Annotated in this window: 27 protein-coding genes; 9 read left to right on the top strand and 18 right to left on the bottom strand. The window is 68.3% G+C overall.

All coding sequences use genetic code 11. The annotated features are described in order from the left end of the window. Positions 1-24 precede the first annotated feature (24 nt). Positions 25-954, top strand: coding sequence for a glycosyltransferase (locus FZ029_RS18705; RefSeq protein ID WP_149270888.1), 930 nt, complete (start codon positions 25-27; stop codon positions 952-954). On the opposite strand, the gene FZ029_RS18700 is transcribed toward FZ029_RS18705, so the two are convergent. Continuing rightward, positions 951-2459 (bottom strand): PLP-dependent aminotransferase family protein, encoded by a 1509-nt coding sequence (locus FZ029_RS18700; RefSeq protein WP_149270885.1) that lies wholly within the window; start codon positions 2457-2459, stop codon positions 951-953. The genes FZ029_RS18705 and FZ029_RS18700 overlap by 4 nt on opposite strands. A 121-nt stretch (positions 2460-2580) precedes the next feature. On the opposite strand from FZ029_RS18700, the gene FZ029_RS18695 reads away from it, so the two are divergent. Beyond that, on the top strand, positions 2581-3270 hold the full coding sequence (locus FZ029_RS18695) for a pyridoxamine 5'-phosphate oxidase family protein (protein WP_149270883.1): 690 nt from the start codon (positions 2581-2583) through the stop codon (positions 3268-3270). A gap of 138 nt (positions 3271-3408) precedes the next feature. On the opposite strand, the gene FZ029_RS18690 is transcribed toward FZ029_RS18695, so the two are convergent. The 7 genes from FZ029_RS18690 to FZ029_RS18660 all read right to left on the bottom strand — a co-directional run bounded on the left by FZ029_RS18690 (position 3409) and on the right by FZ029_RS18660 (position 8575). Then, a complete protein-coding gene (locus FZ029_RS18690) occupies positions 3409-4005 on the bottom strand; it encodes an OmpA family protein (protein ID WP_149200235.1) in 597 nt (198 codons plus the stop codon). Between the two features lie 170 nt (positions 4006-4175). Next, positions 4176-4712, bottom strand: coding sequence for a gamma carbonic anhydrase family protein (locus FZ029_RS18685; protein WP_149270881.1), 537 nt, complete (start codon positions 4710-4712; stop codon positions 4176-4178). Between the two features lie 177 nt (positions 4713-4889). Next, the gene (argC, locus tag FZ029_RS18680) at positions 4890-5966 is read right to left on the bottom strand and encodes an N-acetyl-gamma-glutamyl-phosphate reductase (protein WP_149270879.1); all 1077 of its coding nucleotides are present in this window, start codon (positions 5964-5966) and stop codon (positions 4890-4892) included. A 133-nt stretch (positions 5967-6099) separates the two neighbouring features. Continuing rightward, the gene (gene rpsI / locus FZ029_RS18675) at positions 6100-6588 is read right to left on the bottom strand and encodes a 30S ribosomal protein S9 (RefSeq protein ID WP_042698563.1); all 489 of its coding nucleotides are present in this window, start codon (positions 6586-6588) and stop codon (positions 6100-6102) included. Positions 6589-6590: 2 nt separating this feature from the next. Then, entirely contained in the window at positions 6591-7055 is a 465-nt protein-coding gene (gene rplM, locus FZ029_RS18670) for a 50S ribosomal protein L13 (protein WP_109075170.1), read from the bottom strand. Positions 7056-7237: 182 nt separating this feature from the next. Further along, positions 7238-7750, bottom strand: coding sequence for a PaaI family thioesterase (locus FZ029_RS18665; RefSeq protein ID WP_149270877.1), 513 nt, complete (start codon positions 7748-7750; stop codon positions 7238-7240). A gap of 75 nt (positions 7751-7825) precedes the next feature. After that, positions 7826-8575, bottom strand: coding sequence for a hypothetical protein (locus FZ029_RS18660; protein WP_149270875.1), 750 nt, complete (start codon positions 8573-8575; stop codon positions 7826-7828). Positions 8576-8890: 315 nt separating this feature from the next. On the opposite strand from FZ029_RS18660, the gene FZ029_RS18655 reads away from it, so the two are divergent. After that, positions 8891-9841: a formylglycine-generating enzyme family protein gene (locus FZ029_RS18655; RefSeq protein ID WP_149270873.1), complete on the top strand. Its 951-nt coding sequence runs from the start codon at positions 8891-8893 to the stop codon at positions 9839-9841. A 32-nt stretch (positions 9842-9873) separates the two neighbouring features. Here the strand turns inward: FZ029_RS18655 and FZ029_RS18650 are convergent, their stop codons facing one another. Continuing rightward, the gene (locus FZ029_RS18650; RefSeq protein WP_149270871.1) at positions 9874-10773 is read right to left on the bottom strand and encodes a LysR family transcriptional regulator; all 900 of its coding nucleotides are present in this window, start codon (positions 10771-10773) and stop codon (positions 9874-9876) included. 111 nt (positions 10774-10884) lie between these two features. Here FZ029_RS18650 and FZ029_RS18645 point away from each other — a divergent pair, with 111 nt between their 5' ends. From FZ029_RS18645 to FZ029_RS18635, 3 genes are all read left to right on the top strand, one after another. After that, positions 10885-11517, top strand: coding sequence for a glutathione S-transferase (locus tag FZ029_RS18645; protein ID WP_149270869.1), 633 nt, complete (start codon positions 10885-10887; stop codon positions 11515-11517). A gap of 32 nt (positions 11518-11549) precedes the next feature. Next, complete coding sequence (locus FZ029_RS18640; RefSeq protein ID WP_149270867.1) at positions 11550-12461, top strand: pyridoxamine 5'-phosphate oxidase family protein; 912 nt, start codon at positions 11550-11552, stop codon at positions 12459-12461. An 83-nt stretch (positions 12462-12544) separates the two neighbouring features. Then, positions 12545-13426: an HAD family acid phosphatase gene (locus tag FZ029_RS18635; RefSeq protein WP_149270865.1), complete on the top strand. Its 882-nt coding sequence runs from the start codon at positions 12545-12547 to the stop codon at positions 13424-13426. A gap of 40 nt (positions 13427-13466) precedes the next feature. On the opposite strand, the gene FZ029_RS33050 is transcribed toward FZ029_RS18635, so the two are convergent. The 7 genes from FZ029_RS33050 to urtA all read right to left on the bottom strand — a co-directional run bounded on the left by FZ029_RS33050 (position 13467) and on the right by urtA (position 19947). Beyond that, entirely contained in the window at positions 13467-13619 is a 153-nt protein-coding gene (locus FZ029_RS33050; protein ID WP_174757506.1) for a hypothetical protein, read from the bottom strand. Between the two features lie 181 nt (positions 13620-13800). Further along, on the bottom strand, positions 13801-14196 hold the full coding sequence (locus FZ029_RS18630; protein ID WP_149270863.1) for a hypothetical protein: 396 nt from the start codon (positions 14194-14196) through the stop codon (positions 13801-13803). 101 nt (positions 14197-14297) lie between these two features. Further along, entirely contained in the window at positions 14298-14993 is a 696-nt protein-coding gene (gene urtE, locus FZ029_RS18625) for an urea ABC transporter ATP-binding subunit UrtE (protein WP_109075161.1), read from the bottom strand. A 14-nt stretch (positions 14994-15007) separates the two neighbouring features. Then, positions 15008-15754, bottom strand: coding sequence for an urea ABC transporter ATP-binding protein UrtD (gene urtD / locus FZ029_RS18620; protein WP_085084212.1), 747 nt, complete (start codon positions 15752-15754; stop codon positions 15008-15010). Positions 15755-15757: 3 nt separating this feature from the next. Beyond that, positions 15758-16909 carry an urea ABC transporter permease subunit UrtC gene (gene urtC / locus FZ029_RS18615; protein ID WP_149270861.1) on the bottom strand — a complete coding sequence of 384 codons (1152 nt, stop codon included), beginning with the start codon at positions 16907-16909 and terminating at the stop codon, positions 15758-15760. 4 nt (positions 16910-16913) lie between these two features. Beyond that, entirely contained in the window at positions 16914-18536 is a 1623-nt protein-coding gene (urtB, locus tag FZ029_RS18610) for an urea ABC transporter permease subunit UrtB (protein ID WP_149270859.1), read from the bottom strand. Positions 18537-18693: 157 nt separating this feature from the next. After that, positions 18694-19947, bottom strand: a complete 1254-nt coding sequence (gene urtA / locus FZ029_RS18605; protein WP_246458160.1) for an urea ABC transporter substrate-binding protein — start codon at positions 19945-19947, stop codon at positions 18694-18696. Between the two features lie 412 nt (positions 19948-20359). On the opposite strand from urtA, the gene FZ029_RS18600 reads away from it, so the two are divergent. Genes FZ029_RS18600 through FZ029_RS18590 form a run of 3 tightly spaced genes read left to right on the top strand, consistent with a single transcriptional unit; the run spans position 20360 to position 23042 of the window. Next, entirely contained in the window at positions 20360-21853 is a 1494-nt protein-coding gene (locus FZ029_RS18600) for a L,D-transpeptidase family protein (protein ID WP_149270857.1), read from the top strand. A 7-nt stretch (positions 21854-21860) separates the two neighbouring features. Continuing rightward, positions 21861-22241 (top strand): VOC family protein, encoded by a 381-nt coding sequence (locus tag FZ029_RS18595; protein WP_149270855.1) that lies wholly within the window; start codon positions 21861-21863, stop codon positions 22239-22241. Between the two features lie 39 nt (positions 22242-22280). Continuing rightward, complete coding sequence (locus FZ029_RS18590) at positions 22281-23042, top strand: class I SAM-dependent methyltransferase (RefSeq protein WP_149270853.1); 762 nt, start codon at positions 22281-22283, stop codon at positions 23040-23042. Between the two features lie 26 nt (positions 23043-23068). Here the strand turns inward: FZ029_RS18590 and FZ029_RS18585 are convergent, their stop codons facing one another. Continuing rightward, positions 23069-23296, bottom strand: a complete 228-nt coding sequence (locus FZ029_RS18585) for a formate dehydrogenase subunit delta (protein WP_149270851.1) — start codon at positions 23294-23296, stop codon at positions 23069-23071. Between the two features lie 31 nt (positions 23297-23327). Continuing rightward, on the bottom strand, positions 23328-24155 hold the full coding sequence (gene fdhD, locus FZ029_RS18580; RefSeq protein ID WP_149270849.1) for a formate dehydrogenase accessory sulfurtransferase FdhD: 828 nt from the start codon (positions 24153-24155) through the stop codon (positions 23328-23330). Between the last annotated feature and the right edge of the window lie 15 nt (positions 24156-24170).

Genomic DNA, 24170 nt, shown 5'->3' with positions numbered 1-24170 from the left:
CGCCTATGGCGTATCGGATAAATCATGTTGGGCTCCTTCATCGTCGTCACCGGTGGCGACAGCCGCTACCATCCGCTGATCCGCGAGCTGATCGCGTCGCTGCGGGCGTTGAGGCCGGCGGCCGACTGCCCCATCGGCGTGATCGACGCGGGCCTGACGGACGGCCAGATCGCGGAGTTGAAGGCGCAGGGCGCGGCGGTGGTGACGCCGCCCTGGCCGGTCAGCATTCCGGCGCACAAGCTGCGCAACCGCATCCACCTGAAGGCCAACCTCGCCAAGCTGCACCTGCCGACATATTTCCCCGGCTACGACACGGTGATCTGGATCGATGCCGATGCCTGGGTGCAGGACTGGGAGGCGGTGGAGATGCTGCGGCGGGGGGCGGCGCTGAACCGCTTCGCCATCGTTGCCCAGTTCGGCCGCTTTTCGGAGACCGAGCTGCGGCTGGACTGGCTGTTCGGCCGCTTCGCGCGGGTGCGGTCGATCCTTTATAAGAACTCCAGCCGCGCCGGGCTGACCACGGCGGAATGCCGGGCGCTGGCGACCCGCCCGACGCTGAATGCCGGCGCCTATGCGCTGAAGTCCGATGCGCCGCATTGGGAGGCGTTCCAGCGCTGGCAGAAGCGGGTGCTGCGCAAGGGCCGGCTGTTCACCTCCGACCAGTTGGCGATGGCGGGGGCGATCTATCTGGACGGGCTGCCGGTCGAGCTTCTGCCGGAATGGTGCAACTACATCGGCCCGTGGCGCTTCGACCCGGAGCGGCGGGAGCTGGTGGAGTATTACCTGCCCAACCGCCGCCTGGGCATCGTCCACATGGCCGGCGAGGACGCCATGCGCGCCGACCCGTCGGTGCTGCGCCCGGTGCTGGACATGCGGGACCGCCCGCACCAGCTGAGCCTGCGCTATCCGGCCTGGGAAGTGCCGGCGGTCGAGCGGGTGGCGGAGGCGGTTTAGCGGTTCGCCACATCGGCCGCCAGCCGCGCCAGATCCCTCACCGCGCGGTCGAGCGTTGCCGGGTCGTGGGCGGCGAAGCCGAGGAGGAGGCCGTTGCCGGCGGTCCCGGCGTCGGCAGCCAGATCGGCGGCGCGGTGGTAGCTGGACAGGCACGGCGTGGTCAGGCCGATGCGGGCGGCGCGTTCGGCCAGGAGATGATCGGGGCAGTCAGGCGGCAAGCGGAGCAGGACATGCATGCCGGCCTCCCCGGCCTCGGCACTGGCGAAGCCGGCGAAGGCGTCGGTGATCGACTCCAGGATGGCGGCGCGCTTGACGGCGTAGAGGGAGCGCATCGCCCGCAGGTGCGAGGCGAAATGGCCGTCGGCCAGGAAACGGTGCAGCGCCGCCTGCGGCACCACGCTGGTCCCGCCGTCGAAATGGCGGCGGGCGGCGCGCACCGGATCGACCAGATCGGGCGGAACCACGACATAGCCGAGCCGCAGCGCCGGGAACATCACCTTGCTGAAGCTGCCGACATAGATGACGCGGCCGGCGCCGTCCAGACCCTGGAGGGCGGCCGGCGGCGGGCCGGCATAGCGGAACTCGCTGTCGTAATCGTCCTCGACGATCCAGGCGTCGCGGGCCGCCGCCCAGTCGAGCAGACGCAGGCGGCGCGCCAGGCTCATGGTCACGCCCAGGGGGAACTGGTGGGAGGGGGTGACCAGAGCCAGACGGGCGCCGGCCCCACGGGCCATGCCGGCGGCGACGTCGATGCCCTCGCCGTCCACCGGCACCGTGACCAGCCGCGCCCCGGCCCCCAGCAGGGCGGCGCGGTTGCCGGGCCAGCCGGGCTCCTCCACCCAGGCCTCGTCGCCGGGGTCGAGAAGCAGTTGCGCCATCAGCGCCAAACCCTGCTGCGCGCCGGAGACGATGACCACCTGCTCCGCCTCGCAGCGCACGGCGCGGACCGCACGCAGATAGGCGGCGATCTCCGCCCGCAACGGAGCATAGCCGAGCGGGTCCGGATCGGTCGCCAGCGTCCGTCCGCCGTGACGCCAGCAACGGCCGAGCAGTTGTGCCCATAACTCGACGGGAAAGGCGCCGAGGTCCGGCGTGCCGAGCGCGAAGGGCCGTCCAGCCCGGTCGCGGGCGATGGCCGGCGCCTCCGCCAGCGCCCGGCCACGGGCGGACAGGCCGACACCGCGCCGGGCCTCGTCGCGGACCGGAACGCCGCCGGGCGCGGCATCGGGAAGCGAAGGCGCGACGAAGGTGCCGGCCCCGACCCGGCCGCTGACATAGCCCTCCGCCAGCAGCGTGTCATAGGCGGTGACCACCGTGTTGCGCGACAGCCCCCACTCGGTGGCGAGCGCCCGGCTGGGGGGCAGACGCTCGCCCGGACGCAGCCGGCCGTCCAGCACCGCCTGACGCAGCGCGCGGTAGAGCTGGCGGTGCAGCGGCTCCGCCCCGTCACGGTCGAGCGCTACCGGCCCGAGGCTGGACAGAACCGGACGCGCCGGACGGGCCATGGCGAGCCTTCCAGGAATGTGGAGAATTGGTCCCTATGGAATCGACATTCCGGACCTTTCGAAGGAACCATTCTGCCGGTCATTCTGGGCCATCGCAACAGTTCCGGCCTTGAGCACGACCATGACCAGCCTTCTCACCGATTCCGCGATGGCCGATTCCCCTACGGCCGATTCCCCCGCCGCCTTGGCCCAGACCCCGCGCACCCGGCCGGTGCGGCTGGGCGACCGCGGCAGCCATGACGTCGCCCTGATCCATTCCATCATCGACGAGGCGCCGATCTGCCACGTCGGCTTCGTCGACGACGCCATCAAGGGCCATGGCCAGCCCTCCCCCATGGTGATCCCGACGGTTCCCTGGCGGGTGGGGGACGAGTTGATGATCCACGGCGCGTCCTCCAGCCGGATGATCCGGCGGCTGCAGGAGGGGGGCGAGGCCTGCATCACGCTGTCGCTGATCGACGGGTGGGTGCTGGCGCGCTCGGCCTTCCATCACTCCGTCAACTACCGTTCGGTCATGCTGTTCGGCCGGCCGCGGCTGGTGTCGGAGGAGGCGGAGAAGCGCGCGGCGCTCGACGCGCTGATGGAGAAGATCGAACCCGGCCGCAGCGCCAAGGTGCGGGCGCCCAATGCGCAGGAGCTGAAGGCCACATCCGTGCTGGCCTTCCCCATCGCCGAGGCGTCGGCCAAGCGGCGATCCGGCCCGCCCGGCGACGATCCGGAGGATATGGACCACCCGGTCTGGGCGGGCGTGCTGCCGCTGCGGCTGACCGCCGGCGAGCCGGAACAGGACCCGGCCCAGATCAAGGGCTGAGACACCGCTGGCTGACAGCAGTCCGAAACGGAAAAAGGCCGCGACCGGGAAGCCCGGCGCGGCCTTTTTCCTGCGGTTTCTCCCGCTGGCGGGATGGCCGGTCCGATACCCCCGGAACGGCCCCCTGCCAACCGTCCTTTAGGACGACGGAGCGTTCAGCAGGCGCGGCAGGATCTGCGCACGACGGTTGGACGGCTCGCGGACGTTCGGACCGGTCTGAACCAGCAGCTGGCTCTCGCCCTTGCCCTGGGTCGTGATGTTGGCGGCCGGGATGCCCTTGGCGACCAGGGCCTTCTTGACCGCGTCGGCACGACGCACCGACAGCTTCTGGTTGTAAGCCGGCGACCCCGAGGTATCGGTGTGGCCGACGACGTTGATCTTGGCGCCACCGTTCTTCAGGATGGCCGACACCGCGTCACCGATCACGCGATCGGCGGCCGGGGTGATGTTCGACTTATCCCAGTCGAAGAACACCAGATATTCGCTCTGGACCGCGGCGACGGCGGCCGGAGCCGGAGCGGCAGCGGCCGGCGGGCACGGATAGCTGCCCTGATGGATGACGTAACCGCCGTCACCGGTACGAGCGGCGACGTTGCCCCAGCCGATGACCGGGTTGCACCACTCGGTGCCCTTGCCGACCAGGCTCGCGTCCTGGGCATTGGCGGCCGCCGACAGACCGAAAGCGACGATGGCGGCCGGGATGGCAGCCAGACCCGCGCGAACAATAGTCTTCATTGTCTTCACTCCCTTCCAGAACCCTTCCCCATCAGAGTGCCTGCGGGGGATGAACCTATCAATCGAAGCATCTGCCCACGTGCAAGCGCGGTATCGACCTTCCCAACATGTGGTGTGCGGCAATGTTCCGACACCTCAGCCGTTCGGCCGAACCCTACCTGAACCTTGACCTATGCTCCACTTCCATAGCAGCTTTTCCGGTAGGTTTCCGCCAAATCCGTATAACGGTGGCTGAGCACAGGAAAAACCGCGAGATCTTTTTCCGTAAGCTCGCGAACCGGTCTAGCAGGGCTGCCGGCCCACAAGAATCCGGACGTCACCCGCTTTCCGGGCGTCACCAGAGCACCGGCCGCGACCATCGCCCGCGACTCGACATAGGCCCCATCCAGGATGCAGGCCTTCATGCCGATGAAGCAGCCGTCTTCCAGCGTGCAGGCGTGCAGCAACGCCATGTGGCCGACGGTGATGTCGTCGCCGATGTAGGTGCCCTGCCCTTCGGAGGCCACGTGGATCACGGTGCCGTCCTGAATGTTGGTGCGAGCGCCGATTCGGACCTCGTTGACGTCTCCACGCACGGTGCAGCCGTACCAGATGCTGCTGTTCGCCCCGACCACGACATCACCGATCACCGCCGCCGTTTCCGCGATGAACGCGGTCGGGTCGACGGTGGGCAGGATGCCGTTGAAGGCGCGGACAAGGCCGGTCATCAGGTCGTACCGAAGTCGTGCATGACGGGCGGGATTGAAGCACCGGAAGGCTTAAGGCACCACCTGATTTCGCATTGACAGGCCAAAGCAAATCCCGATTGGTGCCTCTGTGCAACAGTGCGGACAGGGGGCCACAACGCTGTCACAGCCCCCGCCCTATCCCGTCGCGGGTCCCGATTACGGGAAAAGCGGCGCCTGATCGATGCCGGTGGTCTCGCCCAGCCCCATCATGACGTTCATGTTCTGGATCGCCTGACCCGACGCGCCCTTCACCAGATTGTCGATCACCGACACGATGATGGCGCCGCGCGGGGTGCGGTCGGCGACCACGCCGATCAGGTTGTGGTTGGAGGCGCGGACATGGCGCGTCGCCGGCACCACGCCGGCCGGGGTCACGCCGACGAAGGGCTCGTCGGCATAGCGGGCGGCCAGCGTCGCCCGCAGGTCGTCGGCGGTGACGCCGTCGGCCATGCGGACATAGATGGTCGCCATCATGCCGCGGTTCATCGGCACCAGATGCGGGGTGAAGGAGACGATGACCGGACGGCCGGCGGCCAGCCGCAGCTCCTGCTCGATCTCCGGCATGTGGCGGTGGTGGCCGACGCCATAGGCGTTGAAGCCTTCCGACACTTCGGTGAACAGGTTGGCCTGCTTGGCGTCGCGGCCGGCGCCCGACACGCCGGACTTGGCGTCGATGATGATGCCGCCCGGCTCGATCTGGTTCTCCATCAGCAGCGGCAGCAGCGGCAGCAGCGAGCAGGTCGGGTAGCAGCCCGGATTCGCCACCACCCGCGCCTTGCGCACACCCTGGCGGTTGAACTCGGTCAGGCCGTAGGCGACCTCTTTCTGCAGGTCGACGGCGCGATGCTCATGCCCGTACCAGGTGGCGTATTCGGCCGGGTCGCTCAGGCGGAAATCGGCCGACAGGTCGACCACCTTCAGGCCGCTGGGCAGTCCGGCGACCACCTCCTGCGTCGTGCCGTGCGGCAGGGCGCAGAAGATGAAGTCCAGGTTGTCCCACTTCAGCTCTTCGATCTTCACCAGATCGGGCAGGCCATAGCCGCCCAGATGCGGGAACACCTCCGCCATCGGCTTGCCGGCCTGTCGTTCGGCGGTCAGCGCGGCGATCTCCACATTCGGGTGGCGCAGCAGCATGCGCACCAGTTCGGCGCCGGTGTAACCGGAAGCGCCCAGGATGCCGACGCGGATTTTCGAACCGCCGGGAGTGGTGCCCGGAATGCTGATGGAGGCCATGGAACCGATGTCCTTCGCTTGACGGGAGGAACGTTGAGGCTTGGGTAGGCGTGAGGGTAAAGGCAAAAAGAAAGGGGCGCCCCTTTCGGGACGCCCCTCGCTTGTACCGTAAAGCCGCGGGCCCGTGTAGGGATTAGCGCTTCGAGAACTGGAAGCTGCGGCGGGCCTTGGCGCGGCCGTACTTCTTACGCTCGACCGTACGGGCGTCGCGGGTCAGGAAGCCGGCGGCCTTCAGCGGCGGGCGCAGGGCCGGCTCGAAGTAGGTCAGCGCCTTGGAGATGCCGTGACGGACGGCACCGGCCTGGCCCGACAGACCACCACCGGCAACGGTGGCGACCACGTCGAACTGCTCCGAACGCTCGGTCACGCCGAACGGCTGGGCGATCATCATGCGCAGAACCGGACGGGCGAAGTAGACCGACTGGTCGCGGCCGTTCACGGTGACCTTGCCGGTGCCCGGCTTGATCCACACGCGGGCGACGGCGTCCTTGCGCTTGCCGGTGGCATAGGCGCGGCCCTGGGCGTCCAGCTTCGGAGCGGCAAGCTCCTCGGTGACGGTCGCGGTGGCGGCGGCGCCCGTCAGTTCCTTGAGGCTGGAGAGGGTGGTGGTGACCTGAGCCATGCTTACGCGCTCCGCTTATTCTTCGGGTTCAGGGCGCCGATGTCGAGGGCGACCGGCTGCTGCGCATCGTGCGGATGCGTGGCGCCCTTGTAGACCTTGAGGTGGGTCATCTGCTGGCGGCCGAGCGGACCGCGCGGAACCATGCGCTCCACGGCCTTCTCGATCACACGCTCCGGATACTTGCCGTCCAGGATCTGGCCCTTGGAACGGCCCTTGATCCCGCCCGGATAACCGGTGTGCCAGTAGAAGATGTCGGCGTCGCGCTTGTTGCCGGTCAGCTTCACCTTCTCCGCGTTGATCACGACGATGTTGTCGCCGCAATCCATGTGGGGGGTGTAGGTCGGCTTGTTCTTGCCACGCAGGATGTTCGCCAGGATGCTGGCAAGCCGCCCGAGAACGAGGCCGTCGGCGTCAACGACGTACCACTTCTTCTCGATTTCGGTCGGCTTCAGATTGAAGGTCTTCATCGCCACACTCGTTTCTTCGAATACGGATCGGCAGGCCGCCGATTCCGGGGCGCCGAAGCGGACGGCTTTCTACGGGCCGGAGCATGCCTCTGTCAACGGAAAAATTTCCGTTTCCTTTCAATGATTTGCGGGCGCGGTAATAAGATACCTCTCAAGCAAACCCATTGATATTGAACGATTTTTTATGGCGCCTCATCCAAGCGGTAATGGGATACCGCAAGGGTGACGGGGGCGTGCGGCGGGATGGAGTAGGTTCCGGTGACGTGGGCGACCGGCTCCGGATCGCCTTCGGAGAACAGCAGGATCTCGCCATAGGCCAGCCGCTTGCCCAGCTTCAGGACGCGCGCCTCGGCGATGATGGCGACGGGCGGCGGACGGCGCAGGAAGTTGATGGTCATGCTGGTGGTGACCGCCAGCTCGACCCGGCCGATCAGGCTCAGCACCGCGCCATAGAGCGCCACGTCGGCCAGCCCGAACATCGCCGGGCCGGTGACGGTGCCGCCGGGCCGGACGAAATCGTCCTTGTAGGGCAGGCGCAGGCGAATCGTCCCGGCGCCCAGGCTTTCCACGACGATGCCGAAATTTCCGACCAGGGGAACCCCCTCGCGGATCAGCTCCTCCAGCTCCTCCCTGGTCATGGCTGGAGTGGGGGACGGAGCGGGAGCGGCGTTCTGTACGGTATCGACGGCGGACATGGACCCTCGGCCGGTGATCTCTGCTGGACCACCGGACTGTGCGCCATCCCGGCCATTCGGACAAGTATGGTGCTGCTATTCCGCCGGCTTCGGTTCTGCCGGGGTCGGGTTTGCGGGCTCCGGAGCTGCCGCGGGAGCGGGAGCGGGGGCGGCGTCGGTGGGGGCGGTCAGGCGGATCGGGCCGCCGCCGCTGGCGGGCGGCGCCGGTTCGGCGGCGGACTGCTCCGCCGGAGCGGCCGGTTCGGCGGGCGGGGCGAGCGGTACCGCCTTGATTTCCGATTTCGGCGTTTCCGATTTCGGTACATCGGGCCTGGGTGCGTCCGCCTTGGACGGATCGGCCTTGGCGGGCGTGGGATCGGCCGGGGTGGAATAGTCGGGAACGATGCGGGCCTGGCTGCCGGTGATGACCAGAACCTTCTGGCCGATCGGCAGCGGCTGCGGTTCCTTTTGGGTCAGCGACAGCAGATCGCCGTTCGATTTGCGGACGATGTATTCCCATCCGGTGGTGTCGCCGGCGATGTGTTCCATCGCCGTGCCCAGCAGGCCGCCGATCGCCGTGCCGCCGACGGTGCCCAACGCGGCGTTCATGCCGCCCGTCCCCACCTGCGCACCCAGGATGCCGCCGGCCGCCCCGCCGCTGACCGCGCCGACCGTGCCGTTGGCGCTGATCGCCACCTGACGGAATCCGACGACGACGCCCGGCTCCACCTTGTTGGCCTGCTGGACCGCGTTGGAGGCGTAGGTGTTGGGGGAATAGTCGGAGGTGCAGCCCGCAAGACCGCCGGCCGCGGCGATGAACAGGCAGAGAGAGACCGATCGGAGCACGGGGTAGCCATCCGTTTTGAAACCCGCCGAGTTTCTTACGGCAAAGCCCCCCGGCTCGTCACCGGGCAAAATCCGGACACGGCCGGAAGGCTGCGTTGCAGTGCAGCGATGGCCGGCCTGGGGCTCGCCAACCACGCTTACCGCTTCCGCCATAATTCAAAGGGGCAGAGCTTGGGCCACCCGTGACCGGCACCGGCAGGGAAGTGCCACGACCGGGACACGGACGCGCGGTTGCCGGACGCGCGCTATCGCGGGGAAATGGTGGGCATGATCCGCATCCCCACCAAAGGCGCCCCCGCAAGAGGCATCCCCGCCATGCCAGTCACCCTGCCCGGAACCGTGGGCGCGGTGGTCGTCCTCATCCTCGTGCTGGCCGCCCTCGCCGGCTGGCGCCGGGCGGAGCCGGAGGATCTGTCCGGCTGGCGCGCCGAACGGCTGGCGGCCTTCCAGCTCTGGCAGGCAGGCGACCCGGCCCGCGAGATCTGGGACCATCCCGACGCCCCGATCCTGGTGGCGCTCCCCGCCGGCAGCTTTCTCCAGGGCTCGCCCGACTCGGAACGGGAGCGCTTTCCCGACGAACCATTGCAACAGCCGGTGTCGATCCGGCACCCCGTCGCCATCGGCAAGTACCCGGTGACCCGCGGCGAGTACGCTCGGTTCATCCAGGACAGCGGTTACAAGCCGCGGACGATCTGCCGCGGCTATGCCGGCGAGACGGACCTGCTGCCGCGCTGGCATTTCTCATGGCGCCGGCCGGGCTTCGACCAGACGAACCGGGACCCGGCGGTCTGCATCAGCTGGTACGACGCCAAGGCCTATGTGGACTGGCTCAGCCGGCGGACCGGCAAGCCCTACCGCCTGCCGACGGAGGCGGAGTGGGAATATGCGGCCCGCGCCGGCACCCGGACCGCCCGCTGGTGGGGCGACGATCCGGCCAAGGGGTGCGACGCGGCGAACGGCGCCGACCTGAGCGCCAAGGACCGCTTCACCGACTGGGAGGTCGCGAACTGCCGCGACGGCGCCCTGTTCACCGCGCCGGTCGGCAGTTACCGGCCCAACGGCTTCGGCCTCTACGACATGCTCGGCAATGTCTGGCAGTGGGTGGAGGACTGCGCGACGGATGGCGGCGGCAAATGCCCGCAACGGGTGATGCGGGGCGGATCGTGGCACAGCCATCCACGCTATGTCCGGTCGGCCGTCCGCCGGATCGACGGGGCGGAGATCGGCTATGCCGCCTACGGCATCCGCGTCGCCCGCGATCCCTGAGGCCCTGCTCCGGCCGCTTCAGCCACGCAGAATCAGCCACGCAGGACGGCCAGCGCCGACAGCCCGTCCACCGCATGGTCGAGAAAGGCGCGAACCCGGCCCGGCATCAGCCGCGCCGTCGGCACCACGACATGGACGGGCAGCGGCGCCGGCTCGGTGTGCGGCATCAGGCGCACCAGCGTGCCGGCGGCGAGATCGTCGGCCGCCTGATAGGACAGCGGCCGGGCGATGCCATGCCCGTCGCGGGCGGCCAGCAGCGCCGGCTCGATGTGGCTGACCGAAAGCCGTGGGGTGACCCGGACCACCCGCTCCCGCCCGTCGACCAGGAAGCGCCAGTCGGGCGGCCGGGGCCGGGCGGTCGACAGGATGATGTCGTGGCCGGCCAGTTCCTCCGGAGTCGTCGGCGTGCCGCGCCGCGCCAGATAGCCGGGGCCGGCGACCAGATAGCGCCCGACCTGCCCGACCCGCCGGGCGACGAGGCCGGAATCGGGCAATGGACCGATACGGATCGCCACGTCCAGCTCCTCCTCGATCAGGTCCAGGTTGCCGTCGGACAGCACCAGCTCGACCCGGATGTCGGGAAAGGCCCGCATGAAGTCGAGGACCAGCGGCGTCACATGCTTGCGTCCGAACATCACCGGCGCGGTGACGCGCAGCCGTCCGCGCAAGGGCCGGTCGGTGCCGGTGGCGGCCAGCGCCTCGTCATAGTCGGCGAGAAGCCGGCGCGCCTGCTCGGCCAACCGCCGGCCGGCGTCGGTGGGTGCGAGGTTGCGGGTGGTCCGCTCAATCAGCCGCAGGCCCAGCCGCTCCTCCAGCCCGGACAGCGCGCGGGTGACCGCGGGCGCCGACCGCCGCAGCCGCTTGGCCGCACCGGCAAGGCTGCCGGCCTCCAGGATCGCCACGAAGATCGCCAGTTCGTCCAGCCGGTCCACAATTCTTCCGCTTTCTGAAAGAGTCCTTTTTGATGAAAGCGCATTCCTGCCGAAGCGCGCAAGTGGTTGGCTATGGGCATCCGCAAAGCAAACATCGAGGGGACTTGTCCGATGAGCACCACCACCGAACCCGCCATCACGCTCTACGGAACGCCGCTGTCGGGGCACACCCATCGGGTCGAAGCGTTTCTGAACATCCTCGGCCTGCCTTACCGCTATGTCGAGGCCGGCGCCGAGCTGCGGCGGTCGGAGAGCTTCCTCGCCCTGAACCCCTTCGGACAAATTCCGGTGCTGGTCGACGGCGACCTCGTCCTGCCGGACTCCGTCGCCATCCTGGTCTATCTCGCCGACCGCTATGACGCCTCCGGCCTGTGGAACCCGAAGGCGCCGGAGGACGCGGCGCGGGTGCAGCGCTGGCTGTCGATCGCGGCCGGCGACCTGCGCTTCGGGCCGGCCCTGGCGCGCATCCTGACGCTGTGGGGCGGAGCCGCGTCGCTGACCGACGCGCAGGCGGTCGCCGGGCGCGTCCTGAGCTTCATGGACGGTCATCTGGCAAGCCGCGACTGGCTGGCGGCGGAACGGCCGACCATCGCCGACATCGCCTGCTACGCCTATGTCGCCCGCGCGCCGGAAGGCCGCATCCCGCTCGATCCCTATCCGGCGGTCCGCCGCTGGCTGGAGCGGGTGGAGGCGATCCCGGCGCTGACCCCGATGCCCCAGAGTGCGATTCCGCAGACCGCCTGAACGCTTTCACCCTTGATGGCAGGAGCACGGCCATGGACCAGGACCGCATCCCCGAACCCTTCCATCCCGGCGAGCGGGAGGCGCAGGCGCGGGCCGGGTTCCGCGTGCCGTCGGCGCCGATCCGCGACCGGCTGATCCCCCAGCATCAGGCTTTCTATCCGCTGCTGCCCTGGCTGCTGGTCGCCGCGCGTGACGAGGCCGGCGACCCGGCGGCCGGGGTGCTGACCGGCACCCCCGGCTTCGTCTCCGCCGCCGACCCGCGGACGCTGTGGGTGCGGCCCGACCATGGCGCGTGGCAGCCCTGGCCGGCCGGACCGGCGGTGGGGGAGCCGGTGGCGGCGCTGGGCATCGACCTCGCCACCCGGCGACGCAACCGGGTGAACGGCCGGGTGGCGGAACGCGACGGGGTGGCCTTCGCCATGGCGGTGGAGGAGAGCTTCGGCAACTGCCCGCAATACATCCATGTGCGCCGGGCGGAGGAGAAGCCCACCTCCCCCGCCGGAGCCGTGGAAGCGCTGGCCGGACTGGACGGCGAGGCCCGGCGCCTGATCGGTGCGGCCGACACCGCCTTCGTCGCCTCCGCCTCGTCGGCGGGGCGCGACGGCCGGCTGGACGTGTCGCACCGGGGCGGGCCGGCGGGCTTCATCCGGATCGAGGGCGACCGGCTGATCGTACCCGACTATTCCGGCAACCGCTATTTCAACACGCTGGGCAACATGCTGCTGAACCCGCGGGCCGGGTTGCTGCTGGTCGATGTCGCCAGCGGTGACGTTCTGCATCTGACCGGGGCGGTCGGGATCGATTGGGAGCCCGACCCTGCCCTGCCCAACGCCCAACGGAGCTGGAGCCTGCAGGTGGAGCGCGGATGGCGGCGGAAGGCCGCGATCCCGCTGCGTTGGAAGGAACCGGGGAACGAACCGGATGGGCGTATCGGGATACCGTGACGCATGGGTCACGCGACCATCGCCAAGCGTCCGGATCTGTGCTTCGATGACAGTTCCATGACACTTGATGGATGGGTGTGTCGATGCGCAATTCCGCCTGTTCCGGGCGCTGGTCGCTGCTGTCCGGTGCGGTTGTCCTCTCGCTTCTCGCCGGCCCCGCCCTGGCGGCCGATCCAGCGCCCCAAAGCCCGGTGCCCCAGAGCGATCTGCTGAACGCCGAGCTGTGGATGCAGCGGTCGGTCGAATACAAGGCCAATGCGCTGGCGGTCTATGCGCTGGGCAGGGTCCAGCTGGACAAAGCGCTGGCCGACAAAAACTGGACCGCGGCGACCGAGCAGGCCGGCAATTACCAGGAGCTGCCGCCGGCCGTGGTGCTGGACCTGGATGAGACGGCGATGGACAACTCCGCCTATCAGACCGGTCTGGTGACCAGCGGCACCGACTTCTCGCCGAAGACCTGGGACGCCTGGGTGAAGGCGGAGAAGGCGACGGCGGTGCCGGGTGCGGTCGAGTTCACCCAATATGCCGAGTCGAAGGGCGTCAAGGTCTTCTACGTCACCAACCGCAGCGCCGACCAGGAGGAGCCGACCCGCCGCAACGCGCAGGCGCTGGGCTTCCCGATGGGCGGGAACGTCGATACCTTCCTGATGTCGAAGGAAAAGCCGGAATGGGGTTCGGCGAAGAGCGCGCGCCGCGCCTATATCGCCAAGGATTACCGGATCGTCCTGCTGTTCGGCGACAATTTCGGCGACTTCGCCGACGCCGCCAACGGCAGCGAGGCGGAGCGGATGAAGGCCTATGAGACGGTGAAGGAGCATTTCGGGCGCGACTGGCTGATGCTGGCCAATCCCGGATACGGCTCGTTCGAGAGCGCGCCCTATGGGCATAATTTCAAACTGTCGGCGGACGAGAAGCGGGCCAGGAAGATCGGCGCGCTGGAACCCTGGGTGGCGCCGGCCCAGTGAGGGTGTGAAGGGAGGTGCGCCAGGCCTGAAGGTTAAAACCTCAAAAGATCAGGCGCACCGCCTGCACGATCACCACCCAGGGCGTACCGATCATCACCGCCCACACCGCCAGTCGCGGCAGACCCTGCATCTTGCGGACCTTCGGTTCGGCGGAAGGGGCGGCTTCGAACGAGGCGGCGTTGTAGATCGACATGGCCTGCTGCTCCATGAGCAAGATGACGGTGAGGTCATCTTGCGGTTTCGATCCTTAACGACCATTAAAGAGCGCCGGCTGCGAAGCCGATGTTTGCGAATTACCTCGACAGGCTAAGAATACTCCGAAAGAGCGCGGCGCCGTGGGGCGGATTGACCACCACGACACCGCGGGACGGGCCTTACGGCTTCGCCACATGCCAGACATTGTTCACGCCGTCGCCGGTGGCGTCGCCGGGCTTCATGTCCTTGGCCCAGGTGTAGAGCGGCTTGCCGTTGTAGGCCCACTGGTGGCTGCCGTCGTCGCGGGTGACCACCGTGTATTTGCCCATCGGCTTGGCGGAGGCGGGAGCCATCAGCGGCGGCCAGTTGGTCGCGCAAGGCCCGTTGCAGGCCGACTTGCCGGCGCTGTCCTTGTCGAAGACGTAGAGCGTCATGCCCTTCGCGTCGGTCAGGACGGGACCCATGGCGGTTTTCCCCATCATGGCCGGTTCCTTGTCCTGAGCGAAGGCGGGCGCGCCGAACAGGACGGCTCCCAGGCCGATGGCGGCGGCGGTGATACGGAGTGCGGACGTCATTGTTGCGGTTCCTCCCCAAAACCGGCCCGCCGGACGGCGGACCCGATGGATGAAGGACGCACGGCAAGCGCAGTTATTCCGCAGGCATCACTCCACTGGCATCACACCGTCAGGTATTTACGCACCTCCTGCTCGTCGAGGCCGCTGCGGGGACCGGACAGCATCACCTCGCCGCGTTCCATCACCACCCAGTCGTCGGCAAGGTCGCGGGCGAAGTCGAAATACTGCTCCACCAGCAGGATCGCCATGGTGCCCTTGTCGCGCAGGTAGGAGATGGCGCGGCCGATGTCCTTGATGATGGAGGGCTGGATGCCCTCGGTCGGCTCGTCCAGCACCAGCAGGCGCGGGCGGGTCACCAGCGCGCGGCCGATGGCGAGCTGCTGCTGCTGGCCGCCGGACAGGTCGCCACCGCGGCGCTCCAGCATGGATTTCAGCACCGGGAACAGCTCGAACACCTCGTCGGGAATCGAACGTTGCGAGCGCGGCAGCGGGGCGTAGCCGGTCAGCAGATTTTCCCGCACCGTCAACAGCGGGAAAATCTCGCGCCCCTGCGGCACATAGGCGATGCCGCGGCGCGCCCGGTCGGCCGGCGCCATCTTCGTCACGTCGGCGCCGTCCCAGCCGATGGAGCCGCCGGACACCGGCTTCAGCCCGACGATGGCGCGCAGCAGGCTGGATTTGCCGACGCCGTTGCGACCGACCAGACAGGTGACCTTGCCGATTTCGGCCTTCATGGAAACGCTGCGCAGGGCCTGTGCGGCGCCGTAATGCAGATCGAGGGAGCGAACGTCCAGCATCATAGGGTCTCCCGTCAGCGGCCGAGATAGGTGTCGATGACCTGTTGATTCGAACTCACCGCGTCCAGCGAGCCTTCGGCCAGGACCGAGCCTTCCGCCAGCACCGTCACCTTGACGCCCAGCGCGCGGACGAAGCTCATGTCATGCTCCACCACGATCACCGAATGCTTGCCGGCGATGCTGCACAGCAGTTCCGCCGTCTGTTCGGTCTCGGCGTCGGTCATGCCGGCAACCGGCTCGTCTACCAGCAGAAGCTTGGGGTCCTGGGCCAGCAGCATGCCGATCTCCAGCCACTGCTTCTGCCCGTGCGACAGGCTGCCGGCCTGACGGTTGCGCAGGGCCGACAGGCGGGTGATGTCGAGGATTTCCTCGATCCGGCTGCGGTCGTCGCGGCTGATGGCGTAGGTCAGCGTCTTCAGCGGCCGGCGCGGCGCCTTCAGCGCCAGTTCCAGATTGTCCCACACCGTGTGCGGCTCGAACACGGTCGGGCGCTGGAACTTGCGGCCGATGCCGAGATTGGCGATCGCCGCCTCGCGCAGGCGGGTCAGGTCGGTGTCGCCCTCGAACAGGATGGTGCCGGTGTCGGGGCGGGTCTTGCCGGTGATGACATCCATCATCGTCGTCTTGCCGGCGCCGTTGGGGCCGATGATCGCCCGCATCTCGCCGGGCATCATCACCAGCGACAGGCTGTTCAGCGCCTTGAAGCCGTCGAAGCTGACCGACACGCCGTCGAGATAGAGAAGGGTCGATTCCGCGCTCATGGGTCAGGCTCCCTTCTGGTCGGCTGTTTTGGCATTGGGAAGGGGCGAGGTCTTGTTGCGGCCGGGCAGCTTGGCCTTCAGCTGTGCGCCCAACCCCAGCAGACCCTTGGGCAGGAACAGGGTGACCGCCACGAACAGGCCGCCCAGCGCGAACAGCCACAGCTCCGGCAGGGCGCCGGTGAAATAGCTCTTGCCCATGTTGACCAGCACCGCGCCGAGGATGCCGCCGGCCAGCGTGCCCCGCCCGCCGACGGCGACCCAGATCACCGCCTCGATCGAGCTGGCCGGGGCGAATTCGGACGGGTTGATGATGCCGACCTGCGGGACGTAGAGGGCGCCCGCGACGCCAGCCATGCAGGCCGACAGGGTCCAGGCGAACAGCTTGTAGCTTTCGGTGTCGTAGCCCATGAAGCGGACGCGGCTTTCGGCGTCGCGCAGCGCCACCAGCACCTTGCCCAGCTTCGACCCGATGACGCCCGAGGCGATCATGTAGGAGAGTGCCAGGGCTGCCACCGTCGCCACGAACAGGGCGACGCGGGTGGTGTCGGCCTGGATGTCGTAGCCGAGGATGTCCTTGAAGTCGGTCAGGCCGTTGTTGCCGCCGAAGCCCATGTCGTTGCGGAAGAAGGCCAGCAGCAGGGCGAAGGTCAGCGCCTGGGTGATGATCGACAGGTAGACGCCGGTGACGCGGCTGCGGAAGGCGAACCAGCCGAAGGCGAAGGCCAGCGCCCCCGGCACCACCAGCACCATCAAGGCGGCGAACCAGAACTGGTCGAAGCCCAGCCAGTACCAGGGCAGCTCCTTCCAGTTCAGGAAGACCATGAAGTCGGGCAGGACCGGGTTGCCGTAGACGCCGCGCGGGCCGATCTGCCGCATCAGGTACATGCCCATGGCGTAGCCGCCGAGCGCGAAGAAGGCGGCATGGCCGAGCGACAGGATGCCGCAATAGCCCCAGACCAGATCGAGCGCCAGCGCCAGCAGCGCGAAGCACAGGTATTTGCCCAACAGCGAGACGGTGAAGACCGACAGGTGGAAGGGCGAGTCCGCCGGCACCCACAGCGTCATCACCGGGACCGCCACCGCAAGGAATGCTAGGATCGTCAGCACGATCCCGGCCTTGCGGTCCAGACCCATCAGGAAAAAGCGCAGCAGCATCGGATCAGGCCTCCACCGCGCGGCCCTTCAGCGCGAACAGGCCGCGCGGACGCCGTTGGATGAACAGGATGATGAAGATCAGCACCAGGATCTTGCCCAGCACCGCACCGGCATAGGGTTCCAGGAACTTGTTGATGGAGCCAAGCGTCAGCGCGCCGACCAGCGTGCCCCACAGGTTGCCGACGCCGCCGAACACCACGACCATGAAGCTGTCGATGATGTAGCCCTGGCCCAGGTTCGGGCTGACATTGTCGATCTGGCTCAGCGCCACCCCGGCCAGCCCGGCGATGCCGGAACCGAGACCGAAGGTCAGCGCGTCCACCCGCGCGGTGCGGATGCCCATGGCGTTGGCCATCGGCCGGTTCTGCGTCACCGCGCGGATCGACAGGCCGAACCAGGTGCGCTTCAGCGCCACCAACAGCGCGGCGAAGACGGCGAAGGCGAAGATGACGATCCACAGCCGGCCGTAGGTGATGGTCAGGCCGCCCAGTTCGAAGGCGCCGGACATCCAACTCGGCGCGCCGACCTCGCGGTTGGTCGGGCCGAAGATCGAACGGACCGCCTGCTGGAGCGCCAGCGACAGGCCCCAGGTGGCAAGCAGCGTTTCCAGCGGACGGCCGTAGAGCCAGCGGATCACGCTGCGCTCGATGATGATGCCGACGCCACCGGACACGATGAAGGCGGCGGGCAGCGCCACCAGGATCGACAGGTCGAACAGGCCGGGGGCATGGGCGCGGAAGAACTCCTGCACCAGGAAGGTGGTGTAGGCGCCGATCATCACCATCTCGCCATGGGCCATGTTGATGACGCCCATCACGCCGAAGGTGACGGCCAGCCCGATGGCGGCCAGCAGCAGCACCGAACCCAGCGACAGCCCGTACCAGAGATTCTGCAGCGCGGCCCAGAAGGCCAGCTTCTGTTCCAGGGTGGACACGGCGGCGGCGGCCGAGCGCTTGGTGACGTCGGACGCGCCGGAACCGGCGACCATGTTCAGCAGCACCAGCGCATCGCGGTCGCCGCGGGCGGCCAGCGTGTCGGTCGCCGACTGGATTTCGGCATCGCTCATTTTCGACGCGGCCTCGCCGGTCAGCAGGATGGCGGCGCGCGCCTGCTCCATGGCGGCGCGGACGCCCTTGTCCTGCTCCTTGGCGATGGCGGCGTTCAGCGTCTCCAGCGCCTGGGCGTCGCGGCTCTTGAACACCGCATCGGCGGCGGAGCGGCGGACACCGGCATCGGGGCTCATCAGGGTGAGGGCACCCAGCGAGGCGCTGATGGCGCGGCGCAGCGAATTGTTGATGCGGATTTTCTCGACCGCGGCGGCCGGCGCATCGCCGAGCGCGGCGCGGGTCAGCGGGTCGGTCAGGGTGAACGCGTCGCCGGCCTTGCGGGCGACGACCACGGTGCCGTCGGCCTTGCGCACATAGAGGTCGCCGGCCTGGAGCGCCTCGATCACCGGCACGGCCGCCGGGTCGCCGGCCTCCGACAATTGCGCCAGGGCCTTTTCGGTTCCGGAATAGCCGCCGCTGCCCAGGGCCTGGACGAGGGGACGGAGGTCGGCGGCAAGGGCGGCGGTCGATGTGGCGACCACCACACAGACGGCCATCAGCCAGCGGAGAGCGCGTCGCATCGCGGGTCCTTCGGTGCGGGGGCGGATGTTGTCGGGGGAGTTCAAAAAGCGCTGACGCTTGCCCCCTCCCCGACCCTCCCCCGCTGACGCGGGAGAGGGAGAGTTAGGGTGGGGGCAAGCGTCGCGACCACTCAGATCAGAGGACGGACACCAGCCCTCACGACCCCTTGCCGCCGCACTTGCCGGTCTTCACGTTGAAGTTGCCGCAGGACATCGGCTTGCGCCAGTCGGCGATCAGGTCCTTGCTGTCCGGCAGATAGTCCGACCACTCGTCGCCCGGGACGAGGCCCGAGGTCTTGGAGACGACGTCGAACTGGCCGTTCTCCTGCACTTCGCCGATCAGGACCGGCTTGGTGATGTGGTGGTTCGGCAGCATCGCCGAATAACCGCCGGTCAGGTTGGGGACCGACACGCCGACCATGGCGTCGATGACCTTGTCCGGCTCGGTGGTGCCGGCCGCCTCGACCGCCTTCACCCACATGTTGAAGCCGATATAGTGGGCTTCCATCGGGTCGTTGGTGACGCGCTTGTCGTTCTTGGTGTAGGTCTTCCAGGCCTTGATGAAGTCGCTGTTGGCCGGCGTCTCGACCGACTGGAAGTAGTTCCAGGCGGCCAGATGGCCCAGCAGCGGCTTGGTGTCGATGCCGGCCAGCTCTTCCTCGCCGACCGAGAAGGCGACGACCGGGATGTCCTGCGCCTTCACGCCCTGGTTGCCCAGTTCCTTGTAGAAGGGAACGTTGGCGTCGCCGTTGATGGTGGAGACGACGGCGGTCTTCTTGCCGGCCGAGCCGAACTTCTTGATGTCCGCCACGATCGACTGCCAGTCGGAATGACCGAACGGCGTGTAGTTGATCATGATGTCCTCGGGCTTGACGCCCTTGCCCTTCAGGTAGGCTTCGAGGATCTTGTTGGTCGTGCGCGGATAGACGTAGTCGGTGCCGGCCAGCACCCAGCGCTGGACCTTCTCCTTCTGCATCAGGTAGTCGACGGCCGGGATCGCCTGCTGGTTCGGCGCGGCGCCGGTGTAGAAGACGTTGCGCGAGGACTCCTCGCCCTCATACTGGACCGGGTAGAAGAGGATGTTGTTCAGTTCCTCGAACACCGGCAGCACCGACTTGCGGCTGACCGAAGTCCAGCAGCCGAACACGGCCGACACCTTGTCCTTGCTGATCAGCTCGCGCGCCTTCTCGGCGAACAGCGGCCAGTTGGAGGCCGGATCGACCACCACCGGCTCCAGCTTCTTGCCCAGCAGGCCGCCCTTCTTGTTCTGCTCGTCGATCAGCATCAGCATGACGTCCTTCAACGTCGTCTCGCTGATCGCCATCGTGCCGGACAGGGAATGCAGGATGCCCACCTTGATGGTGTCGTCCGCCGCCTGGGCCGGCATCGCGAAGGACGCCATCGCGCCCATGGCCAGACCGGCCAGCGCGCTGATCCCGAAGCTGGACGTCAGTTGCTTGGTCCGCATGAAGTTGCCCCCTTCCTTTGGCGCCCCGGTTGCTCCGGGGCTTCGCCACATCGTCGGGGAAAAGTTACCGCGCATGCGAAAGGCGGTATCTACGTCAAATGACACATACGGCCACGCTCCGGCCTTTCCGGTCCTACATCGGACGAAGGTTCGGAATAAAACCGGCGCCGCGGCGTCCAACCGTCGTAATCAGGGCGTGTAACGGCCATGGCCGCCCCCGAGTGACAGGGCGATGCACGGGAGCAACAGTGTGAACAGCAGAGCTGCCGACACCAAATGTCGCTTGCGGATCGTGGAAGGCTCATCGAAGGATACAACGCTCGATCCTTTCCGTTCACGTTCCGGTCCCATCGCCATGCATGATCTCCGCCGCCCGATGTCCCGCCGCTCCGCCGCCCTCTGCCTGGTCGGCGGATTGGTCGGCGTCGTCCTGAGCGGTCCGGCGCTGGCCGCAGCGGCGAAGGAGGCGGCGCACGCCGCCAAGCCGCCGCTGGTCGCCGGCTGGGCTGCGGCGCTGGAACAGCGCGCGCAGGAAATCCAGAACGCGCCCAAGGCGCCGGCCACCCGCATCGGCTACGGCGCCGTCGTCAAGAAGGGCGACGGCGGCATGGTCGAGGGCGTCGCCCCGGCGATGGACGTGCCCCCCGCCGACGTGCAGGCGCAGGCCCCCACCCTGCCCGGCCTCGCCCCGGTCGAGCCGGCGCCGCCGGTGGTGATCACCGTGCGCTCGCCGCTGGCCGACCGCGTCGGCAAGGTGTCGCGCCGCCTGATCGAGCTGGGCTATCTGCACGCCGACAAGTGGACCGACAGCTTCAACGACGATGTCGAGGTGGCCGTGCGCGCCTTCCAACTCGCCGAGGGGCTGCAGCCCGACGGCAAGGTGGGCGAGGTGACGCGCCAGGCGTTGGACCGCACCCCGGCGCAGACCGTGGCGCTTCTGCGCCGCGCCGCCGCGGCGATGCGGGCGCAGCAGGCCTCCATCCCCGACACCACCATCCTGGTCAACCTGCCCGGCCAGTCCGTCACCCTCATCGAGCATGGACGGCCCAGCTTCACCATGCGGGCGGTGGTCGGCCGGCCGTCGCGCAAGACGCCGCTGCTGCAGGACAAGGTGACCAGCGTCACCATCAACCCGACCTGGACCGTCCCGCCGACGGTGCTGAGCGAGGACAAGCTGCCGGCCCTGCGCAAGAAGGGCACCACCGGCATCAAGAACGCCGCCGTCTATCTGGACGGGTCGGAGGTCGCCAACACCCAGTCGGTCAACTGGTGGTCGGTCGATCCCGGCCGCGTGCGCATCGTCCAGAAGCCGGGCGACGACAACGCGCTGGGCCGCTTCCGCTTCAACCTGACCAACGGCGACGGCATCTTCCTGCACGGCACCAACGATCCCAAGCTGTTCAGCCGCGACCTGCGCGCCGCCAGCTCCGGCTGCGTGCGGCTGGAGGATGCCCGGATGATGGCCGAGACGCTGCTGGGCGCCGCGAAGATGACGCCGGCCAGCATCGGCCAGCAGCTCGACACCGGGGAGACCAGGACGATCCGGCTGCCGAACGCCATCCCCGTGCGCTTCGTCTACTGGAACGCCTCGGTCGACACCGCCGGCGTGGTGCGCGTCCACCCCGACATCTACGAGGATCCGCCCACGCTGGCGACGCCGTCCGGCCAGTCGGGCGCGGCGATGTCGGCCAATCCGGCGGCGGCCAATCCCGTGACGCCGGTCTCGGCGCCGCGCCCGCTGTCGAAGCCGGCGCCGCTGCCGGTCCCGGCCGCCCATGCGCCGACGCCGCTGTCCTCCGCCTCCACCCCCGCTCCGGCCAAGCCGCTGCCGACGGCCACCGGCATGTGAGGCCGGGATGCGGATCGCCCGGATCGACCATCTCGTGCTGACGGTCGCCTCCATCGAGGCGACCTGCGCCTTCTACAGCGACGTGCTGGGGATGGAGGTCGTTACCTTCGCCGGCGGCCGCCGCGCCCTGTCCTTCGGCGCGCAGAAGATCAACCTGCACGAGGTCGGGCGGGAGTTCGAACCGAAGGCCGCCCGGCCCACCGCCGGCAGCGGCGATTTCTGCCTGATCGCCGACACGCCGCTGGAGGAGGTGATCGCCCATCTCCAGGTCCGCGGCATCGCCATAGAAGAAGGCCCGGTGAACCGCACGGGCGCCACCGGGCCGATCCGTTCCGTCTATTTCCGCGACCCCGACGACAATCTGGTCGAGATCGCCAATTACGTCTGAGGGTCCGCTTCGAGGGACACTGGAAGGACCGAGGTCGCCATGCCGATTCATCACTCTTCCAGAGGTTACGAGACCGGTGCCACGGCCTATGTCAGAGGCCGGCCGAGCTACCCGCCCGAGACCGCCGAATGGCTTCGCGACGTGCTGGGCGTCGGCCCCGGACGGAAGGTCCTGGAGGTCGGCGCCGGCACCGGCAAGTTCGTGGCCATGCTGAAGGAGTGCGGAGGAGAGATCGCCGCCGTCGAACCGGTCGCCGGCATGCGCGAGCAACTGGTCGGGGCCTTTCCAGACATCACCGTCATGGCGGGAACCGCGGAGTCCATTCCGCTGCCGGACGGTTCCGTCGATGCCGTGGTCTGCGCCCAGGCCTTTCACTGGTTCGCCACAGCGGCCGCCTTGCAGGAATTTCACAGAGTCCTGGCACCGGGCGGCGCGTTGGGGCTGATCTGGAACGTACGGGATGAGAGCAAGCCCTGGGTGGCGGCGTTGACGGCCATCACAGACCCTTGGGAGGGCGATACCCCGCGCTTTCGGACCGGCAACTGGCGCCGGGTCTTCCCCGCACCGGGCTTCGAGCCTATCGACGAGCGCCATGTCCGGCATGCCCATGTCGGAAGCCCGGAGGATGTCATCGTCAAGCGCACGCTGTCGGTCAGCTTCATTTCGGCTTTGCCTCCGGAACGGCAGGCGGAGGTCGAGCGCGCAACCCGCGGGCTGGTCGCCCGTACGCCCGAACTGGCGGATCGCGCCGAGATTGCCTTTCCCTACGAAACGGTCATGTTCGCCTTCCGCAAGGCCTGACGGAACCCGGTCGCGACCGCTTCGCCTCAGCGCGCCTGCAGCATCCCCACCGCGCCGCGCGCGATTTCGTGCAGGTCGGTTTCGCCGCCGGACTGGACATGGGCGAACAGGCCGGCGCGCATGCGCGGATCCCAGAACTTGCGGATGTGGGTCGCCGTCTCGGTCACCGCCTCTTCCCGCGGGTAGGAGGCGAAATGGACGGCGATCTGGTTGGCCATCCGGACCAGATCCTTGGCATGGTTCGTGTGGCTCATCGGTGTCTCCATTGGCGAAGCGATGTTGAGTTCAGCGGAACAGGATCACGGTGTCGCGACGCGACAGTGCGCCCAGGGTCAGGTTGGCGTTGCGTGCCAGCTCCAGCGCCAGCGCCGTCGGCGCCGAGATGGTCGCCAGCAGCGGGATGCCCACCGCGGCGGTCTTCTGCACCAGTTCGAAGCTGCAGCGGCTGGTCATCACCACGAAGCCGGTAGCCGGGTCGGCACCAGAGCGGACGACGGCCCCGATCAGCTTGTCCAGCGCGTTGTGGCGGCCGACATCCTCACGGGCCAGACGGACGGTGCCGTCCGGTGCACACCACGCCGCGGCGTGGACCGAGCGGTTGGCCCGGTTCATCGGCTGGTGATCCGGCAAGGCGCGGAAAGCGGCGGCCACGGCGGCCGGGTCCACCTCCAGCGCGGTTTCGATCTTGCGGGGCTCCCGAACGGCGTGGACAAGACTGTCCACGCCGCACAGGCCACAGCCGCTCCGCCCCTCCATGGAGCGGCTGCGCAGACTTCCGCGCAGGAGACGCAACGGGTCGACCGTCAGGTTGAGGACGAAGCCCAGCGGCGTTTCCCGCACGGAGACTTTCTCGATATCGGCGGCGGTCCCGACGATCTCCTCGGCAAGGCTGAAGCCCAGCGCGAAGTCTTCCAGATCGGCAGGCGTCGCCATCATCACGGCATGGGACCGGCCGTTGTATTCGAAAGCGACCGCGGTTTCCTCCGGCACCTGCCATTCGACGTCGGCGCCCTCCTCCACCCCAACACCGGCGGCAAAGCCGGTGCCGGTGACGGCGATGGAGCACATGAGGCTGTCGTCGGGACGGATGGAACCAGAAGGCATCGCGGTCATGCTTCCCACTCCTCA

Source organism: Azospirillum sp. Sh1 (assembly GCF_008365135.1).
Lineage (GTDB): Bacteria > Pseudomonadota > Alphaproteobacteria > Azospirillales > Azospirillaceae > Azospirillum > Azospirillum oryzae.
The sequence above is the reverse complement of the archived record's forward strand: the minus strand, read 5'-3'. Positions and strand labels throughout refer to the sequence as shown.

Excerpts from the sequence above, each read along its gene's own strand:
- FZ029_RS18585 (WP_149270851.1), bottom strand. The coding sequence starts at position 23,296 with ATGAGCCACACGAACCATGCCAAGGATCTGGTCCGGATGGCCAACCAG.
- FZ029_RS33050 (WP_174757506.1), bottom strand. The coding sequence starts at position 13,619 with ATGTCGATCTACAACGCCGCCTCGTTCGAAGCCGCCCCTTCCGCCGAA.
- FZ029_RS18640 (WP_149270867.1), top strand. The coding sequence starts at position 11,550 with ATGGACCAGGACCGCATCCCCGAACCCTTCCATCCCGGCGAGCGGGAG.
- FZ029_RS18645 (WP_149270869.1), top strand. The coding sequence starts at position 10,885 with ATGAGCACCACCACCGAACCCGCCATCACGCTCTACGGAACGCCGCTG.
- FZ029_RS18665 (WP_149270877.1), bottom strand. The coding sequence starts at position 7,750 with ATGTCCGCCGTCGATACCGTACAGAACGCCGCTCCCGCTCCGTCCCCC.
- FZ029_RS18630 (WP_149270863.1), bottom strand. The coding sequence starts at position 14,196 with ATGACGTCCGCACTCCGTATCACCGCCGCCGCCATCGGCCTGGGAGCC.
- FZ029_RS18600 (WP_149270857.1), top strand. The coding sequence starts at position 20,360 with ATGCATGATCTCCGCCGCCCGATGTCCCGCCGCTCCGCCGCCCTCTGC.
- FZ029_RS18595 (WP_149270855.1), top strand. The coding sequence starts at position 21,861 with ATGCGGATCGCCCGGATCGACCATCTCGTGCTGACGGTCGCCTCCATC.
- rpsI (WP_042698563.1), bottom strand. The coding sequence starts at position 6,588 with ATGGCTCAGGTCACCACCACCCTCTCCAGCCTCAAGGAACTGACGGGC.
- FZ029_RS18655 (WP_149270873.1), top strand. The coding sequence starts at position 8,891 with ATGCCAGTCACCCTGCCCGGAACCGTGGGCGCGGTGGTCGTCCTCATC.
- urtC (WP_149270861.1), bottom strand. The coding sequence starts at position 16,909 with ATGCTGCTGCGCTTTTTCCTGATGGGTCTGGACCGCAAGGCCGGGATC.
- urtE (WP_109075161.1), bottom strand. The coding sequence starts at position 14,993 with ATGCTGGACGTTCGCTCCCTCGATCTGCATTACGGCGCCGCACAGGCC.
- FZ029_RS18635 (WP_149270865.1), top strand. The coding sequence starts at position 12,545 with ATGCGCAATTCCGCCTGTTCCGGGCGCTGGTCGCTGCTGTCCGGTGCG.
- urtA (WP_246458160.1), bottom strand. The coding sequence starts at position 19,947 with ATGGGCGCGATGGCGTCCTTCGCGATGCCGGCCCAGGCGGCGGACGAC.
- argC (WP_149270879.1), bottom strand. The coding sequence starts at position 5,966 with ATGGCCTCCATCAGCATTCCGGGCACCACTCCCGGCGGTTCGAAAATC.
- fdhD (WP_149270849.1), bottom strand. The coding sequence starts at position 24,155 with ATGACCGCGATGCCTTCTGGTTCCATCCGTCCCGACGACAGCCTCATG.
- FZ029_RS18695 (WP_149270883.1), top strand. The coding sequence starts at position 2,581 with ATGACCAGCCTTCTCACCGATTCCGCGATGGCCGATTCCCCTACGGCC.
- FZ029_RS18685 (WP_149270881.1), bottom strand. The coding sequence starts at position 4,712 with ATGACCGGCCTTGTCCGCGCCTTCAACGGCATCCTGCCCACCGTCGAC.
- FZ029_RS18690 (WP_149200235.1), bottom strand. The coding sequence starts at position 4,005 with ATGAAGACTATTGTTCGCGCGGGTCTGGCTGCCATCCCGGCCGCCATC.
- FZ029_RS18705 (WP_149270888.1), top strand. The coding sequence starts at position 25 with ATGTTGGGCTCCTTCATCGTCGTCACCGGTGGCGACAGCCGCTACCAT.
- urtB (WP_149270859.1), bottom strand. The coding sequence starts at position 18,536 with ATGCGACGCGCTCTCCGCTGGCTGATGGCCGTCTGTGTGGTGGTCGCC.
- FZ029_RS18590 (WP_149270853.1), top strand. The coding sequence starts at position 22,281 with ATGCCGATTCATCACTCTTCCAGAGGTTACGAGACCGGTGCCACGGCC.
- FZ029_RS18700 (WP_149270885.1), bottom strand. The coding sequence starts at position 2,459 with ATGGCCCGTCCGGCGCGTCCGGTTCTGTCCAGCCTCGGGCCGGTAGCG.
- rplM (WP_109075170.1), bottom strand. The coding sequence starts at position 7,055 with ATGAAGACCTTCAATCTGAAGCCGACCGAAATCGAGAAGAAGTGGTAC.
- urtD (WP_085084212.1), bottom strand. The coding sequence starts at position 15,754 with ATGAGCGCGGAATCGACCCTTCTCTATCTCGACGGCGTGTCGGTCAGC.